Origin of the sequence: Armatimonas sp., assembly GCF_031410135.1 — a bacterium.
In the GTDB taxonomy this organism is placed as follows: domain Bacteria; phylum Armatimonadota; class Armatimonadia; order Armatimonadales; family Armatimonadaceae; genus Armatimonas.
On the sequence record NZ_JANNYP010000451.1, the window covers coordinates 1 to 17,220 of the forward strand.

General features: G+C 57.6%; 15 protein-coding genes. 8 read left to right on the top strand and 7 right to left on the bottom strand.

Annotated features, from left to right (window positions below):
• Positions 1-173: 173 nt before the first annotated feature.
• Complete coding sequence (locus tag RMO15_RS16650; protein ID WP_309714572.1) at positions 174-1,781, top strand: DUF885 family protein; 1,608 nt, start codon at positions 174-176, stop codon at positions 1,779-1,781.
• A gap of 40 nt (positions 1,782-1,821) precedes the next feature.
• Positions 1,822-3,057: an MFS transporter gene (locus RMO15_RS16655; protein ID WP_309714573.1), complete on the top strand. Its 1,236-nt coding sequence runs from the start codon at positions 1,822-1,824 to the stop codon at positions 3,055-3,057.
• Here the strand turns inward: RMO15_RS16655 and RMO15_RS16660 are convergent.
• Together RMO15_RS16660 and RMO15_RS16665 are read right to left on the bottom strand one after the other, a co-directional pair.
• Positions 3,044-4,741 carry a phosphodiester glycosidase family protein gene (locus RMO15_RS16660; protein WP_309714574.1) on the bottom strand — a complete coding sequence of 566 codons (1,698 nt, stop codon included), beginning with the start codon at positions 4,739-4,741 and terminating at the stop codon, positions 3,044-3,046. The genes RMO15_RS16655 and RMO15_RS16660 overlap by 14 nt on opposite strands.
• Positions 4,742-4,878: 137 nt before the next feature.
• On the bottom strand, positions 4,879-5,109 hold the full coding sequence (locus tag RMO15_RS16665; protein ID WP_309714585.1) for a hypothetical protein: 231 nt from the start codon (positions 5,107-5,109) through the stop codon (positions 4,879-4,881).
• Between RMO15_RS16665 and RMO15_RS16670 the strand changes: the two genes are divergently transcribed.
• The 3 genes from RMO15_RS16670 (at position 5,035) to RMO15_RS16680 (ending at position 8,951) form a co-directional block, all read left to right on the top strand.
• Positions 5,035-5,982, top strand: a complete 948-nt coding sequence (locus RMO15_RS16670) for an ATP-binding protein (protein ID WP_309714584.1) — start codon at positions 5,035-5,037, stop codon at positions 5,980-5,982. The genes RMO15_RS16665 and RMO15_RS16670 overlap by 75 nt on opposite strands.
• Positions 5,983-6,055: 73 nt before the next feature.
• Positions 6,056-8,083, top strand: a complete 2,028-nt coding sequence (locus RMO15_RS16675) for a type IIA DNA topoisomerase subunit B (protein WP_369016129.1) — start codon at positions 6,056-6,058, stop codon at positions 8,081-8,083.
• Entirely contained in the window at positions 8,070-8,951 is an 882-nt protein-coding gene (locus RMO15_RS16680; RefSeq protein WP_309714576.1) for a phosphodiester glycosidase family protein, read from the top strand. Before RMO15_RS16675 ends, RMO15_RS16680 begins: the two co-directional genes overlap by 14 nt.
• On the opposite strand, the gene RMO15_RS16685 is transcribed toward RMO15_RS16680, so the two are convergent.
• Together RMO15_RS16685 and RMO15_RS16690 are read right to left on the bottom strand one after the other, a co-directional pair.
• A complete protein-coding gene (locus RMO15_RS16685) occupies positions 8,948-9,742 on the bottom strand; it encodes a hypothetical protein (RefSeq protein WP_309714577.1) in 795 nt (264 codons plus the stop codon). The genes RMO15_RS16680 and RMO15_RS16685 overlap by 4 nt on opposite strands.
• Positions 9,743-9,745: 3 nt before the next feature.
• Positions 9,746-10,657 carry a hypothetical protein gene (locus RMO15_RS16690; RefSeq protein WP_309714578.1) on the bottom strand — a complete coding sequence of 304 codons (912 nt, stop codon included), beginning with the start codon at positions 10,655-10,657 and terminating at the stop codon, positions 9,746-9,748.
• Positions 10,658-10,844: 187 nt separating this feature from the next.
• On the opposite strand from RMO15_RS16690, the gene RMO15_RS16695 reads away from it, so the two are divergent.
• The 3 genes from RMO15_RS16695 (at position 10,845) to RMO15_RS16705 (ending at position 13,997) form a co-directional block, all read left to right on the top strand.
• A complete protein-coding gene (locus RMO15_RS16695; RefSeq protein ID WP_309714579.1) occupies positions 10,845-11,561 on the top strand; it encodes a C40 family peptidase in 717 nt (238 codons plus the stop codon).
• 105 nt (positions 11,562-11,666) lie between these two features.
• Positions 11,667-12,791, top strand: a complete 1,125-nt coding sequence (locus RMO15_RS16700) for a M48 family metalloprotease (protein ID WP_309714580.1) — start codon at positions 11,667-11,669, stop codon at positions 12,789-12,791.
• 6 nt (positions 12,792-12,797) lie between these two features.
• Positions 12,798-13,997, top strand: coding sequence for a sensor histidine kinase (locus RMO15_RS16705; RefSeq protein ID WP_309714581.1), 1,200 nt, complete (start codon positions 12,798-12,800; stop codon positions 13,995-13,997).
• Here the strand turns inward: RMO15_RS16705 and RMO15_RS16710 are convergent.
• The 3 genes from RMO15_RS16710 to RMO15_RS16720 all read right to left on the bottom strand — a co-directional run.
• Complete coding sequence (locus tag RMO15_RS16710; protein ID WP_309714582.1) at positions 13,972-14,829, bottom strand: TIGR02452 family protein; 858 nt, start codon at positions 14,827-14,829, stop codon at positions 13,972-13,974. The two genes, RMO15_RS16705 and RMO15_RS16710, sit on opposite strands and share 26 nt — an antisense overlap.
• 121 nt (positions 14,830-14,950) lie before the next feature.
• Positions 14,951-15,904 (bottom strand): DUF1963 domain-containing protein, encoded by a 954-nt coding sequence (locus RMO15_RS16715; RefSeq protein ID WP_309714583.1) that lies wholly within the window; start codon positions 15,902-15,904, stop codon positions 14,951-14,953.
• A gap of 94 nt (positions 15,905-15,998) precedes the next feature.
• Positions 15,999-17,220: carbamoyl-phosphate synthase subunit L (locus RMO15_RS16720; protein WP_369016128.1), on the bottom strand; the 1,222-nt coding region annotated here is incomplete at its 5' end.

Below are 17,220 nucleotides of genomic sequence, written 5' to 3' on the forward strand. Positions count from 1 at the left end.
TGGATCAATCCTCCTGTATTGGCACTCGTGCTGGACTCCGCTTTGCCCGCCGTGACAGATGATAAATGCAGGGTAAGTCTGGAGGCAAAAAGAGTCTAAATTAAAAAAGAAAAGTGTCTCAAAATCATTGACATATTCCGCCGTTCCAATCGGCGGCGGGTATAATCGCTCCAATGATTCCCCTTGATGAGCTTCTCGCCTCTCCCGCCGACCGCATGCCCGCAATCCTGGCACGCTTTGCCTCCGACCGCGCCGCCATTGAGCGGCGTTACCCAAATCTGCACTCGCCCCAGCGCTTCGCAAAACTCACGGACTATTTCGCAACATGGCAAGCCGCGCTAGAGCAGCTCCCCTTCGATGAGTTCACGCGCCCGGATCGCCTCGACTGGCTGCTCTTCCGCAACCTCCTCACCCGTGAAAGTGAGCGTCTCACGCGGAGCAAGACGGAGTTTGACGAGATCGCCGCGCTGGTGCCGTTTGTGCTTTCGCTCACCGATCTCGACGATGCCCGGCGCGATCACTTACCCATTGACGGGGAAGCGGCGGCGGGGATACTTGATGCGGCCCTTCTGACGATTCCGTCGAAGCCGGAGGGTCTAAAGCAGACACTCGGGCTGCGGGCGGCAAAGGCGACGGAGAGCGTTCTGGAGACTCTCAAAAACTGGTGGACCTTCTACGGTGGCTACGATCCCCTGGTCGGCTGGTGGTGCCGCGTGCCGTACGAGAAAGTAGAGAAAGCGCTGACCGAGTACGCCACGGCGCTCAAACCCTCGGACAACGATGCCATTGTCGGCGATCCCGTTGGCCGTGATGCGCTGATCGCGGAGCTACGCGCGAGCTTTATTCCCTACACTCCCGAGGAGCTAATCGCCAAAGCCGATGCCGACCGGCAGTGGTGCCTTGCGGAGCTGGAAAAAGCGGCGCAGGAGCTAGGCTTACCCAACGGACGGGCGGCGATTGAGGCGGCTAAGCAGGATCACTGCAAGCCCGGCGAGCAAGTCGCGCTGATCCGTGAGCTCACCCGCGAGGCGATTGTCTTTGTGGAAGACAATAATCTGCTTACCGTGCCCGAGCTTGCCCGTGACGGCTGGCGGATGATCATGATGTCGCCAGAGATGCAGCGCGTCAACCCGTTCTTTCTCGGCGGCGAGACGATCTGGGTTTCCTATCCCACCGACACGATGGAGCACGACTTCAAGCAGATGAGCAAGCGAGGTAACAACAAAGCCTTCGCCCGTGCCACGGTGCACCACGAGCTGATCCCCGGCCACTACATGCAGTCGTTCTTCCAGGAGCGCTACCGGCCCTACCGAAGGCAGTTCTGGACGGCGTTCTGGGTGGAGGGCTGGACCCTGCACTGGGAGTTTTTATTATGGGAGCGAGGCTTCCCTCAGACAGCTCTCCAGCGCGTCGGGATGCTCTTCTGGCGCTTGCACCGCTGCGCCCGCGTGCTGTTTTCGTTAAAGTTCCACCTGGGCGAGTGGACACCACAGCAGTGCATTGACCTACTCGTCGAGGAAGTCGGGCACGAGCCCAAGAACGCCGAGGCGGAAGTTCGGCGCAGCTTTGGCGGCAACTACGACCCGCTCTACCAGCTCGCCTATCTGATCGGTGGGATGCAGGTACACGCACTGCACGCCGAGTGGCTAGAGTCCGGCAAGACCGACCGCGCCTTCCACGACGCGTTTTTGCGCGAGAATCTCATGCCCATCCCCGCGCTCCGGGCGTATCTCATGGATCACCCACTCGAAAAAGACACCGACTTGCTATGGCACTTCTAACCTTCTCTAACCCTCCTTGCCCTGAGGGAGGGTGGCCGTAGTGAGGGACGAACAAAGGCCGGGTGGGTCCGAGCCGCTCCCGCCGACCGTTAAGGCCCTCGGCTTCGTCAGCCTCCTCACCGACCTCTCCAGCGAGATGGTCTACCCGATCAATGGGACACTCCTGCGGATGCTGGGCGCTCCAGCGTCGGTGATTGGGCTGATCGAGGGGCTGGCCGAGTCCACGGCGAGTATCCTAAAGCTCTACTCGGGCACGCTCTCGGACAGAATGGGCAGACGCAAGCCACTCGCATTGCTTGGTTACGGATTGGCAGCGCTCTCCAAACCCCTGATCGGCGCGGCGGGTGTCTGGCCACAGATCCTCTTTGCCCGCCTACTGGATCGCACCGGCAAGGGGCTCCGTGGCGCTCCCCGCGACGCTCTCATCGCGGATGTCTGCCCCAAGGAGCAGCGAGGCCGCGCCTTTGGCCTGCACCGTAGCCTCGATACTACGGGCGCGGTTCTCGGCCCCCTCGTCGGCTACTTCTTCCTGCGCGCAAATCCCAACGGCCTGCGAAACCTCTATTGGATTGCCTTCATTCCCGCCCTCCTTGGTGTGCTGCTGCTCTGGCTCGCCGTCAAAGAAAAGCCCAAAGAGAAACCTGTTTCGCTTGCCAACCTCCCCCCGGCTTCGCCGACCCGGGTACCCTCAGGGTGGGGCTTCGCGAAGGGGGTGAAGCTCTCACCAGCTTTCCGCCGCTACTTGCTCGCGGTCGGTATCTTCAGCCTTGTCAACTCGTCGGATCAGTTCCTGCTAATTCGGGCACAAGAAGGGGCGGCGCTGAGCCCAGAGCGTATCTTGCTCCTCTATGCCCTCTTCAACCTCGTCGAGGCGCTGCTGGGTTACACTGCAGGAAAGTTTTCGGACAAAATCGGGCGACGGCCTTTGATTATCGCAGGCTGGCTGGTCTACGCCCTGACGTACGCGGGCTTTGCGCTGCTTCCCAAAGGATCGGGCTTTGGCGTGGTGCTCGGGCTCTTTCTGCTCTACGGCCTCTACCAGACCCTCACGCAAGGGGCACAGAAAGCCCTCGCCGCGGATCTCACAGACCCCGCCCACCGAGGTGCCCAGCTTGGTGTTTTTCACTTAGTGGTCGGGCTAGGAGCGCTCCCCGCCAGCCTGCTCGCCGGGCTGCTCTACGACCATCTCTCCCCCGCCGCCCCGTTCTGGATGGGGGCAATTGGTGCGGTGATCGCTGCGTTTTTACTCCCACGCAACGCCCCTAAGTCGGCTTGATAGTCACGCTCTCGAAGCGCTTATTCGGTGACGAGAGCTTGATCTTGCGTGCTGCAGGGGCCGTTGCACTGTCCCACTGAATTGTTACCGTGGCTTCTCCCTTTGGGCTGGTGGTGACGGGATTGGGGGTCGCCACGCCGCCCGTGACCTGAAGCAAAATTATCTCGTTACCCAGCTTGTCGCCCTCGCTATTGGAAATGGTGAGCATCAGCGTACCACCATTTGTCGAGAAAATACCCTGGGGGATAAAGGCGGCGCTGTCAAGCTTGGGCTCTGGCTTGGTAGGGACGATTGTACTCTTAGTCACCACGATCGGTAGTTCCAGCGACTCCGTGCCGCGCCAAAGGAGTACTGTCCCTTTGCCGGGGCGCTGTGCTCGGAAAACGCCCTCTTGATCGATAAACCCCACCCCTCCTCGCACAGTCCAGGCAGCCGTGGCCGCATCAACACCATCAGGGAGCGCTAATTGCCGCACCTCCCCGACACCGAGCGGAGTGGTGGGAGCGAGTGTCGCTAAAACGGGCATCACCATGGGCTCGTCGGCAAAGACTAGCAGGCTATCGGCGACGGGCCGCTCGACACCTTCCGATGGCGAGCTCGCCACCGCGCCACGCACCGCACACGCCGACGAGCCGCCTCCATCCAGGTTCACTGCCTCGACAGCCCCCATCGCCAGCATTATCACCGCCAGTTCAGTCAGAGACGCGCCACGGGAGAGCTTGGGCTGGCGACCATCTACCGTCACAAACAGAATCTTCCCCTCCCCCGTGACTCCCACTGCCGTGCGCGGGTGACGTGTCGTTGAGAAGTTCTCCGCGATCTTCTCCGCCTTCAGGTCCAGCGCCAGCTTCCCGTTCTTCAGGAGCCACCCCGAGCCTGTCACTGCCTGCCGGATCTTAGCCGGATCAAGCGCAGGGCTTCCGTCGAGTGGCGTGATCGTTAGGTTGAGATTCGCTTTCTCGCCTGGCCTTGCCCATTCCTTGAGCCATGTTCCTAGTGCACCGCCCCCGGAGAGCACGACAGAGCCTGGCTTTATCGGAGTCAGCCCGCCTTCTCCAACAGATGCCACGGTTCCGGTCTGCTCGGCTCCTGGCTTGAGGGGGAGCGGCACGCCTTCCAGCACCACCTCGACGCGCCCCTCAGTCTTGAGGGTATTCTCCGCAAAGATCGGGGTGAAGAGAAGCAACTCGTCGCCCTTGCCAGGCTTGCGATTCAGACCTGCCAGAGGCTTTCCATTCACGGCTCCCGCATAGGAAAACCGAGCGCACTGCGCCGTGCCATCGTCCAAGAGCACAAACGCCGTGCGGGGAAGTCCTGGCTCCGTCACCAGCTCACCGTTCTCGATATGCAGCCCGATGGGGTTGCCCGCAAACGGAAAGAAGCTCGCATTGATCCCCGCGACCGCCTTGCGCCGCGCCACGGTCTTAGAGGGAATCTCCCGCCCCAGAGTCGCATCATTGGCCCAGACCGTATCCCCCCCCAGCGCCGCTTCGACTCGTACGCCCTTCACCTTCGGATCAATTCGCACGGTCGTCACCACCAGCGGCCCGTCTTTATCGCCCTCCGGTGTGACTTCCTGAACCAGCTCCACCCCCGGCGCAAGTTGTCGCACCGTTTCCTTCTTTTTCGCAGTCGGAGCCGAGACACAAAACAGCGCGATAATGGCGACGAAAGGCATAAACATAGCAACATTCTACCCGTATTTAGCAGCGTTCCATTAAGCAAAAATCATGAAATGACGATATAATTACCTGTCAGTCTTTGATATATTCAGACTAATTATTGAAAGGCTTTCACATGGCAGATACCACCCTGGAAATCTCAAAAACTGAGCATACTTATACAGAGGCTGATCTTGTCAAACTCACTGCTCGTGATGTTATCCGCCACCGTCCTGCCATGTTCATTGGCGATACCGGCATTTTCGGATTCCATCATCTTTTCAAAGAGATTATGGATAACTGCATTGACGAAGTGATGGCTGGATATAGCAATCAAATCTGGGTTATTTTGCACTCTGATGGTAGCCTCACTATACGTGACAATGGACATGGAATTTCCTTGAATCACATCAAGCCCATTCTCTCGGAGCTACATTCGGGAGGTAAGTTTGGAATAATCCGCACCTATAGAGTCTCTGGAGGACTTCATGGGGTCGGGTTAAATTGTGTCAGTGCTCTCTCGGAGTGGATGAAGACGACGGTCTGGCAGGCGGGGCGGGAGGTCGTGGTTCGGACGGAGCGCGGCGAGCTTGTGTCGGAGCGCGAGAGCGCTTTTGACGGCCCCAGCGGGACGCAGATTCGCTTCAAACCCGACCCTGAGATTTTCTCCACCACCGGGTGGTCGGTCGAGCGGCTTCTGGCGAACTTGCGACAGCAGGCGTTTCTCTATCCCCAGCTCACCGTGACGTTCACCGACGAGAGCAAGGGCTGCGATCCTCAGGTCATGAACTTCCCTGGTGGCATCTCGGAGTGGGCGCGGGAGAATGTCGCGGTGCGCCGACCGGTGCATCCGAACGTTATCGCAGGGACGGGAACTCAAGATGGGGTTGAGGCAGAGGTCGCGTTTTTCTTCACTCAGGACGAGCCCGTCTGGCGCGTGTTTGGAAATGGGGTTGAACTGCCCGATGCAGGCACGCCGCTCACGGGGTTTCGGCAGGCAGTCTCGAGAACAATCGGCACATGGGCACGAAAGAGTGGGCGGGATTTTGAGCCATGCAAAGCGGGGCTTGGGGTTGCGGTCGTCCTCTCGGTGCGTGTGCCCTATCCCCAGTTTGAAGGGCCGACAAAAAACCGGCTTGGCAACCCGGAAGCGGCAAGTGCTGTTTGGGCAGTGACAGCAGCAGCGATTGAGGCGCACTTTGTGCGCCACCCCGACGAAGCCGAGGCGATCCTTTCCGGAATGCTGAGGCAAGAGGGAGTTTAAGGCCGCTTCATGGTAAAATCTACGGGAGGATCAGACTTTGGCAAGTGATAAAGAGAACGAAATTTTGGGTGAGATGAACGAGGGCGACGAGGTTGTTGAAACTCCAACACTCGAAAAAATCGAGACAGTCTACGACGGAGACTCGATCTCGAAACTAGAAGGACTAGAAGCCGTTCGGCACCGTCCTGCGATGTACATTGGCGATACGGGCATTCCGGGAATGCACCATCTCTTCCGGGAGATCATTGACAACTCCATTGACGAAGTTTTAGCAGGACACTGTACCAATATCACGGTGATCCTTCATAAAAACCGCACGATCAGTGTCGAGGACAACGGACGCGGAATCCCCGTTGGCATCAACTCTAAGTCCGGTCAACCTGGGGTGGAACTTGCTCTGACAGAGCTCCACGCGGGTGGAAAGTTCGGTGGCGGTGGCTACAAGACATCGGGTGGACTTCATGGTGTCGGAGCGAGCTGTGTCAATGCTCTCTCTACCTGGATGGAAACCACTGTCAAGCAAAATGGTAAGATCCACAAGATTCGCTTTGCACGGGGCAAGGTCACCAAGAAGTTGCATATCGTTGGGGAGTGCGATCCAAGCGAGACCGGCACCACCCAGACCTGGCTCGCCGATGATACGATCTTCGTCAGTGCGCTGAACGAGGAAGGTCAGCTTGCCTACTCTGCGGATCGTATCCGAGCCCGTATCCGGGAGCTCTCCTACCTTAACAAAGAAGTGTCGATCACTTTTATTGATGAGCTGCACGATGGCGAGCCCGAGGTCTACCACCACAAGCGTGGCATTGCCGAGTACGTCGCCCATCTTAATGAGAACAAAGATCCGATGCACGCGCGGGTGATCTATTTCTACCGCGAGCGCGAGTACCGTGACGGCGAAAGTGCGCAGATTGAGATCGCACTCCAGTACAACAAGGGCTACCAGGAGAATATCTACTCCTTTGTTAATAATATCAACACGCACGACGGTGGAACGCACCTCTCCGGGTTCCAGACCGCACTGACCCGTGTGATCAATACCTACGCCCGCAAAGCCAACTACCTAAAAGAAAAAGACAATAACTTCTCTGGCGACGATGTGCGCGAGGGCTTGGTCGCAGTGATCTCGGTGCGCATCTCCAACCCGCAGTTTGAAGGGCAGACAAAAAACAAGCTCGGCAACCCGGAGATTCAAGGCGTCACCAACTCGATTGTCGGTGAGGGGCTGGCGGAGTTCTTTGAGGAGAACCCCAATATCGCCAAAGCCGTGCTCGAGAAAGCCTCTCTGGCCCAGCGTGCTCGTGATGCTGCCCGAAAAGCGGCGGATCTGATCAAGCGACAGAGCGCCATGGACGGCGGCGGTTTACCCGGTAAGCTCGCCGACTGCATGGAGAAAGACGCCAGCAAGTGTGAGCTCTATATCGTCGAAGGCGACTCGGCAGGTGGTTCCGCCAAGCAGGGCCGCGACCGACGAACACAGGCTGTCCTCCCGCTTCGGGGGAAGATCCTCTGTGTGGAGAAAGCCCGTATTGACCGTGCGCTCGACAACGATGGTATCAAGCAGCTCATCATGGCAATTGGGGCCGGGATCGCTCTTTCGACCTCTCCGGATGAAGAAAAAGACAAGGGGAGTAACTTTGATCTAGCGAAGCTGCGCTACCACAAGATTATTATCATGGCCGACGCGGACGTGGACGGTGATCATATCCGCACCTTGTTGCTGAACTTTTTCTACCGGTACATGAAGCCGCTGGTGGAGAGTGGGCATATCTATGTCGCACAGCCGCCGCTCTACTCGATCCGCATCGGTAAAGACCAGAAAGTCTACGCACGCACGGAGGCCGATCGGGATCGTATCCTAAAAGAGATCAAGAAGCGCGACACCCATGTCACCCGCTTTAAAGGTCTAGGAGAGATGAACCCCGATGACCTTGCTGACACCACCATGAACCCGGCCAACCGAACTCTGGCGCAGGTTACCGTCGAGGAAGCTGCCGAAGCAGATCAGATGTTCACCGTCCTTCTGGGCGATAAAGTCGAGCCGCGGCGCGCCTTTATTGAAAAATACGCCAAAGAGGTCAAGAATATTGATTTCGTCTAACCGACGAAGTTCTTCACTCCGAGTCGCCGCGTCTCTCGCGGCGGCTCTTTTGCTTGCGGGGTGCCCTCACTCGCCCTCCCCCGAGGTCACCGTCACTGAGGGAGTTGTCTTTCGCCAGGATCGAGTCGCCCTCGCTCAGACCCTGACCGTGGATCGCAATATTGCCACCGTTCGCCCGACAGTCGTGGCCGAAAACTTGGAGCCGCTGCGAAATAACATCGTCGGGGATGCACGCACCGTGCGCGATTGGGCCGAGAAATACGATGCGGTGGCGGGAGTCAATGGTGGCTTTTTCGGGGAGAGCTACGACTCGCTAGGGCGACGTAAGCAGCTTGTCCAGCTCTGCATCTTAGAGGGAAAGATCGTCGCCCCAGGGACACCAGTCGGGGAGGCACTTCGCTCGGCAGTGGGATTCTCTGAGTCGGGCGAGGTGCAGTTTGCGTGGGCGGCAGGCACGGAGCTGTCGGGAGTGCGCCGCTACGAGAAGCCGGTTAAGACCAAGACCCCTTTGACATGGCGTGTGCAGTCGGCGGTGGCCTGTGGGCCTCGACTGATCCACAAAGAAAAAGTGGACATCTCAGATCGTGCCGAGAAGCTGATCAGTGATGTCCGGGTCCCGCGTCTTGCCGTGGCATCGAACGGACGCTTTCTCGTCTTCTGTCGCGCGGATGCTATGACCTATGGTGAGCTGGCCCGGTACTTGATGAGTTTCTTTAAAAACACGCTCCACAGTGCCCCTGACGAAGCCATGTGCCTTGATGGTGGCCCCTCCGCCCAGCTGGTCTACCAAGAAAACGGCGGGCTCAAAGAGGTTGAGCCCACCGGTGTCCAAGTTCCCACGGCGATCTTGTTGGTGCCTCGGCGCTAACCACCACCAGGCATCATGGGCATCGCAGGAGCCGTGTAGGGCACCTGTTTGTAGCCTGCGGGGGGAGCGAAGAGGCTGTTGGGAAGAGGCGCTTCGGAGAGTGAGACAGTCTTGACCGACATGTTCATCTTCTTACCCATGATTTCCTGATTCATCGTGGTCAGAAGAGGAATTCCCTTGATGGTTTTGAGCTTCTCGGTCATGTCTTTCACGAAAGGCATACTCGCAATCCCGCCCGGCATGTTTTGCTTTGCCATGCTAGGAGAGAGAGTGATTCCGGAAAACTCCGCCGTCCACAGCTCTGTCCGAGTTGTGAACGGAGGTATCTGAGGGGCTTCGCCACTTGCTCCACCGCCTGCGCCTTGCTTCATCCCAAGCTTCATGGTCATGGTCATGACATACTGCTTGGCCTGTTTCCCCTGAATCGTCTGGGTTTTACCCGTCGCTTTAACATCCACACTAGCCTTGATATCCATCATCGCCATCATGGGATTGGCACTTGCCATATCCGCGCCCGCGTTTTTCGGAATTGCTTGATAGGTTTTCTTTGCCGGATTGAGCAGGAGAATACGCTCACCATCAAAGATGGTCACCCGGTCGCCCGCCTCAGTGCGTGTCTTGTTTCCCTTGTAGAACATTGTCACAGACGGCGGCGTGGACGGTCCGCCTGCTCCCTGAACCCTCTTGCTCAGATCCCCTTCCATGGAGGTCTTCTGCACCAGCTTCAGATCAGCATGTGCGGTGGTGACCAAAAGCACCACCATGACAAGAGTGAAAAACGCTCGTTGCATACGCTAACCTCCAAACCCTGCGGGCATCTGAGGAGCCTTATACAGAACCTTCTTGAAGCCTTCCGGAGCGACAAAGAGACTGGCGGGAAGCTCTGCCTCACTCAGCTCAACAACCTCGGTCTTGTTGCTAATGGGCTTGGAAAGATCCTGTCCCTGTGCCTCGGCGAAGGGGCTCTTAATGGTGATCTTCATGTTGGTCAGGAGCGAGAAGCCCTTGATCTTGGCCATGGTCTCCATCATGCTCTTCATACCGGGCATGTTGTTCATCATCTTCATCATGCCGCCCATCATGCCGCCCCCAATGCCTGGTATCTGGGGAGCACCTGCGGGAGTGCTCGTCGCAGGAAGCTTGATCTCTTCTGTGGTCCACTGCTCGCCTTCCATGGTGATATTGGCCAGCTCGCCGGCGGAATCATCGCCGCCTTTCATGCCCATACTCATGGTAGCCGTCCAGAGATAGTCGGTTGCTTTCTTGCCTGCGATCTCGCGCTCATGGCCACCGGGCTTGACATTGCTCTTAACCTTCATCTCCATCATCTCTAAAAACTGAGAGGCTGGCCCCATGCCATCGGCGAGCTGCTTGGTCATCTCAGCCAGCTTGACGGTGGAGTAGGTCTTCTTTTTCGGGTCTATCTGTGTCATGGTTCCGGCTTCGTTGTCGGTGATCGTGACCATGCCAGCGGCATCTTCAACACGAACTTTACTGCCCTTGTAGTAAGTCGTGGTCTTGGATGCCTCGCCCGGCTTGGGTACGGCAACGCCTGCACCTCCCCCGATACCACCGGCCAGTCCGGCCATCGACGGCCCATCCATCGTCATCTTCGAGACGACCTTGAGATCTGCGTGCGCACTCCCTGCCAATGCCATCACGACAAGACCGGGAACAAAAACTTTCTGCATTCGCTTAAAAAACATGGTGGAAATTTACCTCACTTGAATTTCACAAAGACACTAAGGAGGATACCTCAATCTACCCAAAATTAATACAGTAAAAACCAGTGTCCTGCGTCACACCTACTATTGACAACCTACAAGCCTCCGGGTTACACTGATTTCTGCGATTGACCATAAACAGGAACGCTAAGGATTAAGGAACGAAATATTGACGCGCTTTAGAACGAACCCCCTGCAGACACAACTTACCATCGCCTTCACTTTGTTTGCTCTTACCACCACCACGGTGGCCACGGCCCAGAACCGTACTCGCTTTGAGGGAGCCAAGCGCTCCAAGACCACTGTGGTCGCCACCAAAGCCACCAAGCCTTCCTCTACCGCCAAGCCAGCGCCTGCTGTCAAGGCAACCGACCCCGATGACGAGAGCACGATCAACCTGACTCTTGAGACGGGCGACGAAGAACTCGACCATACGCTCGCAGCAGACGAAGATACCATCGGCAAGAGCCGCGCTGCCCTCGAAGCCAATGGCCCCCGTAGTGGCCGCGTTGGGGTGAATAGTAAGCTTATCTCCCGTGCAATCGCCTACCGTGGCTCACGCTATGTCTTTGGGGCATCGGGTAACAATGGAGTTTTCGACTGCTCCAGCTTTGTCCAGCACCTGATGCGGGGCGAGGGCGTCTCCCTTCCCCGAACTGCCCGTGAGCAGTTTCAGGTCGGCAAGCGCCTCTCTCGTAATGAGCTCCAGCCCGGAGACGTGGTCTTCTTTGCCGGAACCTACCGCGCCGGGATCTCCCATGTCGGGATGTACGTTGGCAACGGGATGTTTGTCCATGCTGCCAGTAGCAAGCGTGGTGTGGTCATGGATCCCCTTGATCTGCCCTACTACAACGGCAAGTATGCCGGGGCGCGCCGCTACAAGTAGGCTCTCTGATGGCGATCTTTTGAGGCGAGGCGCACTGCGCCTCGCCTCTTTGTCTTTCTGGAACTATTTACCTCGGAATGTCGTAGAATACAGGAGGGATCCATCATGAAACGCACTGCCGCACTCGCTGCTACTGTACTTTGTCTAGGATTGACAGCTGTCTGGGCACAAAAGCCGACCGCCCCACCTGCTGAAGACCCCGAGGTCAAGATGGGCCGTGAGGCTCATGAAGAGATGCTCAAGAGCGGCCTTAAGCTGGTCAGCGACCCGGCCTTGGTCAAGCGCGTGGAGACGATTGGGCAGAAGCTCGCCGCTCTTGCCAATATCACGCCTATTCCCGCCCTCTACGGCACCGAGAATAAGCTCACCCGACCACTCAACTACAAGTTCTTTATCGTGGACGATCCTGACACCAACGCGTTTGCGCTGCCAGGAGGCTATGTTTATATCAACAAAGGGCTGCTTAAGTACGCGCAGTCTGACGATGAGCTCGCCGGCGTGATGGGCCATGAAGTTATCCACGCCGCCCACAGCCACGGGGCAAAGCTCCAGCGGGAGCAGAGCAAGCTCAATACTCAAATGGCGATTGCAGCACTAGGAGCCATTTTAGCCAAAGTCCCGATGCAGGATACCGGCAACCTCCTGACGGGCTTCCAGCTCCTGGCGATCCAGAAAGTCAATGGCTACGGGCAGACGGCGGAGCGTGATGCCGATCAGGGGGGAATTATCCTCGCGCAGAAAGCGGGCTATAACCCGGTCGGGATGCTCACATTTATGGAGCGCCTTGCGCGAGACCAGCGTAGCCGCCCCGATGTTGAGATGGGGATTTTCCGAACGCACCCCCCCGAAAAAATCCGGGCAGAGTCCATGATCTCCCAGATCTCCCAGATGGGGCTCCCGATCAACCGACGTGCGACAGCGGATATTCTCAAGGTCGCCACACGCACCGATGGCCCTGCGACGGAAGTTCTTTTAGATGGCAAGGTGTTTCTACGAACCACCAAGCCTGAGCGGGCCAAGACTGTGGCGGCAACACTCGATAAAGTGCTCAATCAGGATCTTCAGGTCTACGATGTTCGCAAGACAGGAGCCACGATTCAGGTGCGGGGAGAGCATCTGGTCACGCTGGAAGCTACCGATGGAAGTGCTGCTCCCGAGAAACTTGCCGATGATGCCTGTAAAATGTTGCGTCTCTCCCTCTACCGCTACGTCCTCAACGGAACCCTGTAGTCCCAGATGCCCGCCCTCTCGCGTCGTGCACGCCGCTTGAGTCGTCATGTACGTCAGAACCCCAATGGTATCTACTGGGCCTGTGTCGTCGGAATTGTTATCTGGGCATTTGTCCGTGCTGCCGGAGTAGACACGCAAGCACCACCCATTCAGCTCAAGCCCTTCATGGCCGTCCTAGTGCTGGCGGCGGCAAACCTTGGGGTGCGTAACTGGGCCTCAGCACGGCGCGATCTGGCGGGAATAGCATCCCGTGCCTATTATGGGCTCGGTTGGCTGTTTGTGAGCCTGGATCTTATCTCGATTGCCCTGGGTCTGCGCTTTTCAGGAGGTCTAGACAGTGCGATCTGGGTCGTGGCGTTCGTGGTTCTCGCGGGCGAGACACTACTAGAGAACCGTGTCGAAGCAAGTATTACACGCTCTGGAGCCTGTCTGGCACTGTTTCTGGGTACCTTCCCCTCCCCTTCCACTCACCCTGACTGGGGTGCGTACGCACTGGAGATGGTTGTCCGAATGGGCCTGCTCCTGGCCGTCAGCTCCGTGGTTCGGCGGCTGCGAGAGCGCTCCGAGCAGGTCTCCATAGAACTGGCAAACCTAAAATCAGAGCTAGGGCTGGCAGAGCAGCGCTCCTCGCTCTCCCGTGAAGTCCATGACGGGGTGGGCAATAGCCTTGCCGCCGCTGTCTTGCGCCTGGAGCTGGCGGCCCGGGTGCGGGAGAAAGCCGATCCACGCGACCCCAGTATCGTCGTGCTCAAAGAAGAAGCCCAGCAGCTCCGTGATTCCATGCAGCAAGTTCGGGACTGGACATTTTTCAACCGCCCCTGGTCCATCGAAGTCTCTCTGGCGGGTGAGGCAGAGAGACTCTCACGTCGCACCGGGTTACCCATAGAGACGCGAGGAGCCGAGCTACTGTCCGGCCTACCGGAACCGGTGCGCCTGACGGTTCTCCGTGTGGCTCAGGAGGGGCTCACCAACGCCGCCAAGCACGCGGCGGGAGCAACTCAGGCAATGGTTACCCTGACCCGTGACGGTAAAGTACTCACGATGACTCTCCACGACAACGGGGCTGGCTTTGACGTTTCGGAAGTGGGATCGGGCATCGGACTTTCGTCCATGCGCGAGCGAGCGGAGGGGCTCGGAGGAGAGCTCTTGATCGAGAGTGCTCCTACCCGCGGAACGACCATTACTCTCCGCCTGCCCCTGCGCTGAACTGTCTCTCAAAAGCAGCGATGTTCTTATCGGGGCCGCTACGTGGGTTCATGATCGCAAACGTGATCTGGGTAAACCGTCCACCTAGTTTGGGTTCCGCCAGTGCCTCGGCGAAGAGCTGGGCTATCATCTCCGGGTCACAGCGAAAGACACCACAGCCCCACGCCCCCAGTACCAGTGCCTCGATCTCATGCGCTGCCGCAACGGCAAGCACCATCCTGACCCGGCGAGCCATGACGGTACGCACCCAGCCCAAGCTCTGCGGCGAGTTTTTCTCCAGTGCGCCCACATTGACAGCCGCACAGGTGAGCATGGAAACCGTCCATGGCTCCAATAGAGGACGGTGGTCGTCATCGGCGAACACGGGGACATCGGGCGAAAAAATGACCCGATCTGTGTAGAGGCAGGAGCGCTGCTCACGGTGGAAGGCATAGAAATCCGGCTGGCTACGGATCGCAAAGTACAACCCCGATGAGCGGGCCAGGCTTTCTTCCTGTGCCCGTGCGCCGCTGAGAAACCCGCCGCCAGGGTTCTTCGCGGAGGCAAAGTTCAGCAGGGCCACTCTCTGGAAACGCTGACGAAGTGCCTGCGCTGCCTCCAGTGTCGAGCGATTCTCTACCGTGATAGTCGTCTGACCTGCTGTTGGCTCCAGCGGCTCCCAGAGATCCTCAAAGTCCTCGGGTAGGTAGAGCTTGCTCCCTGTGCACGCCGCGCGTAACGCTTTCTCAATCGAGACTGTCTTGCCACCAGGGAGCCTATACCAGCCCCTCTCTTGAACCTCAAGGGCTTCGGTCGCCGCAAGAGCCAGGCTTTTAGATTTTATATTGTTCATAACACACCATTATTGCCTGGCCCTCCCGTTTTGCTAAACTTCCCTACCCATCCTGCCCACTAGAGATTCCTAACCTGCAACAACAATTGCCTCGTGAACCTCAGCACGCATTTTCACCTTTTTAGTTGACTGCAATCATCACGGTCTTGGTGAAGTCCCAGCCTTCGAGATCATACCGACGTATGCAGTAGCTAAGTGAGAAAACACCTACACCATCAGAAGTATCCAAAAGGCAGATCCAGTCTTGAAAAGCTTGCTCTTTAACTTCCTGCCAGAGTGCCTGATAGTTCTCAGGGCGATCCCCATGACTTCCCTTAACTAATCCACGATAGATTAGTTCGCACTCGGGTTCCTGAGCGCCTTGATAGTCATCTGGGTAGCCCAGCAGCGAGTCACCACCTAAAGAGACACATCCCATCAAGGGATCAAGAGGTTCGGCAGGTGGGGTCAGAAGCTGCCGCAACACATCCGGGAGAGTCGTTTCCCCCTCAGCAATAGCAATGGCCGCCATTGTTTCGAAAACACCAGCCCCGCTCATATCGTGCAAGACGTTCATTACGTCTTCAAATTTGGCCTCAGCCTCAGGGTTGCTATCTAGAAAATCTAATTTCCCCGACCAGCTGTTGGGAATTAACCAGGTGAAATCAAAAGAAATTTTAAGAACACCGAAGAGTGTTTCTTGTGCTACCGGATAGCGCTCCAGGGGCACTTCTGGAGGAAAATAAAAAACGGGATCGCTATCTACCTCACCCCCTATAAAGTCCTCGCGAAGGAAAAAGGAGAGTAGCCCCGCTTCAGGAAGCAACTTCCCGGTATCGTAGGGTAGGACTTCAGCGAGATTGATCTGGCACAGGAAACCGCACTGTTGGCCATCCCGCTCTGGCCAGACAAAGCCAGTTGGAAGATCGGGAGTCCCACCCCGCTTGGAAGCCCCTACTTGCAATGAATCCTCTTGGCACCGTGAGCTGTTAATCTTGATAGAAGAACGAATAAGCGGCTCAAGCTGCGGCCAGAACGATTCTAATCCTGCTTCAACAAACCGCTCCCTGAGCATCTCTTTGGTAACGTGCGCCATGCCACATTTTACAACAAAAGCCTCTCTTCCCGGCGAGGCACGAAGCCATAAGAGGAAGAGAGGTGGCGAGCCCTAGCGAGCCGGAGAGATGGCCTTACCCATCCTGGCCCCCACTCACTCCCTCATGGAGAGGCTCGTAGCTGGAGTAGAAGTAGGGAGTTTTCGCTTCGAACTCGGCGGCGCAGGTGTCCACGATCTTGTAGGTTGGGATGATTCCGGCGGCTTTACGGCGGTTGCGGATGTCCAGCTCTATTTGCCCTGTCAGCTCAGCGATGGTGCGATCCGGGAAACCTAGGGACTTTGCCTCGGCGAGCAGCGCATTGTCTAGATTTGCGCCCGCTTGCTCCAGACGAAGCTCCATGTCCACCAGGTTCTTGATCTTCACCAAAAACCACGGGTCGTAGTGCGCTAGATTGGCGATTTCCTCGACCAGCATTCCACGACGGAATGCTTCAGCAATGGCGAAGAGGCGCTCGTCAGTGGCAACGCGGAGGAGGTTCTCCAGCTGCATCTCGCTCCAGCCCGACGCGTGTCGGTAGCGCAGGCTATGTACCCCGATCTCCAAGCTACGCACGGCTTTCATGAGAGCACTCTCGAACGTCCGATCCAGTGCCATCACCTCTCCCGTGGCCTTCATTTGGGTCGTAATGCGCCGATCTGCGCTCACAAACTTATCGAAGGGCCAGCGAGGGATCTTGCAGACGCAGTAGTCCAGCGCCGGCTCGAAGCAGGCTAGGGTCTTACCTGTGACTTTGTTCTCAATCTCATCCAGGTGCAGGCCGATGGCGATCTTAGCCGCCGTTCGGGCAATCGGGTAGCCCGTCGCTTTTGACGCCAGCGCAGACGAGCGCGAGACGCGGGGGTTGACCTCAATGATGTAGTAGTCGAAGCTCTTGGGATCAAGCGACATCTGGACATTACAGCCCCCCTCGATCTCCAGTGCGCGGATGATCTTGAGGCTGGCGGTGCGCAACATCTGGTACTCTTTGTCCGAGAGGGTCTGGCTGGGCGCAACAACAATAGAGTCGCCGGTGTGGACACCCATCGGGTCGAGGTTCTCCATGTTACAGATCGTGATACAGGTGTCGTTGGCATCGCGCATGACCTCGTACTCGATCTCCTTCCAGCCGTTGAGATAGCGCTCTACCATCACCTGGTTCACGGGCGAGAGCCGCATCCCACGACGTGCGATCTCCAGCAGCTCAGGAACCGTCGGCGCGATTCCCCCACCGGAGCCGCCAAGCGTATAGGCGGGGCGGATGATCAGCGGCCAGGGCAGCCCCTCTTTCGTTGAAAGCTCAATCAGCGCCTCCTCG

Excerpts from the sequence above, each read along its gene's own strand:
- RMO15_RS16650 (WP_309714572.1), top strand. The coding sequence starts at position 174 with ATGATTCCCCTTGATGAGCTTCTCGCCTCTCCCGCCGACCGCATGCCC.
- RMO15_RS16660 (WP_309714574.1), bottom strand. The coding sequence starts at position 4,741 with ATGTTTATGCCTTTCGTCGCCATTATCGCGCTGTTTTGTGTCTCGGCT.
- RMO15_RS16670 (WP_309714584.1), top strand. The coding sequence starts at position 5,035 with ATGGCTGGATATAGCAATCAAATCTGGGTTATTTTGCACTCTGATGGT.
- RMO15_RS16665 (WP_309714585.1), bottom strand. The coding sequence starts at position 5,109 with ATGTCCATTGTCACGTATAGTGAGGCTACCATCAGAGTGCAAAATAAC.
- RMO15_RS16675 (WP_369016129.1), top strand. The coding sequence starts at position 6,056 with ATGAACGAGGGCGACGAGGTTGTTGAAACTCCAACACTCGAAAAAATC.
- RMO15_RS16685 (WP_309714577.1), bottom strand. The coding sequence starts at position 9,742 with ATGCAACGAGCGTTTTTCACTCTTGTCATGGTGGTGCTTTTGGTCACC.
- RMO15_RS16690 (WP_309714578.1), bottom strand. The coding sequence starts at position 10,657 with ATGTTTTTTAAGCGAATGCAGAAAGTTTTTGTTCCCGGTCTTGTCGTG.
- RMO15_RS16700 (WP_309714580.1), top strand. The coding sequence starts at position 11,667 with ATGAAACGCACTGCCGCACTCGCTGCTACTGTACTTTGTCTAGGATTG.
- RMO15_RS16705 (WP_309714581.1), top strand. The coding sequence starts at position 12,798 with ATGCCCGCCCTCTCGCGTCGTGCACGCCGCTTGAGTCGTCATGTACGT.
- RMO15_RS16710 (WP_309714582.1), bottom strand. The coding sequence starts at position 14,829 with ATGAACAATATAAAATCTAAAAGCCTGGCTCTTGCGGCGACCGAAGCC.
- RMO15_RS16715 (WP_309714583.1), bottom strand. The coding sequence starts at position 15,904 with ATGGCGCACGTTACCAAAGAGATGCTCAGGGAGCGGTTTGTTGAAGCA.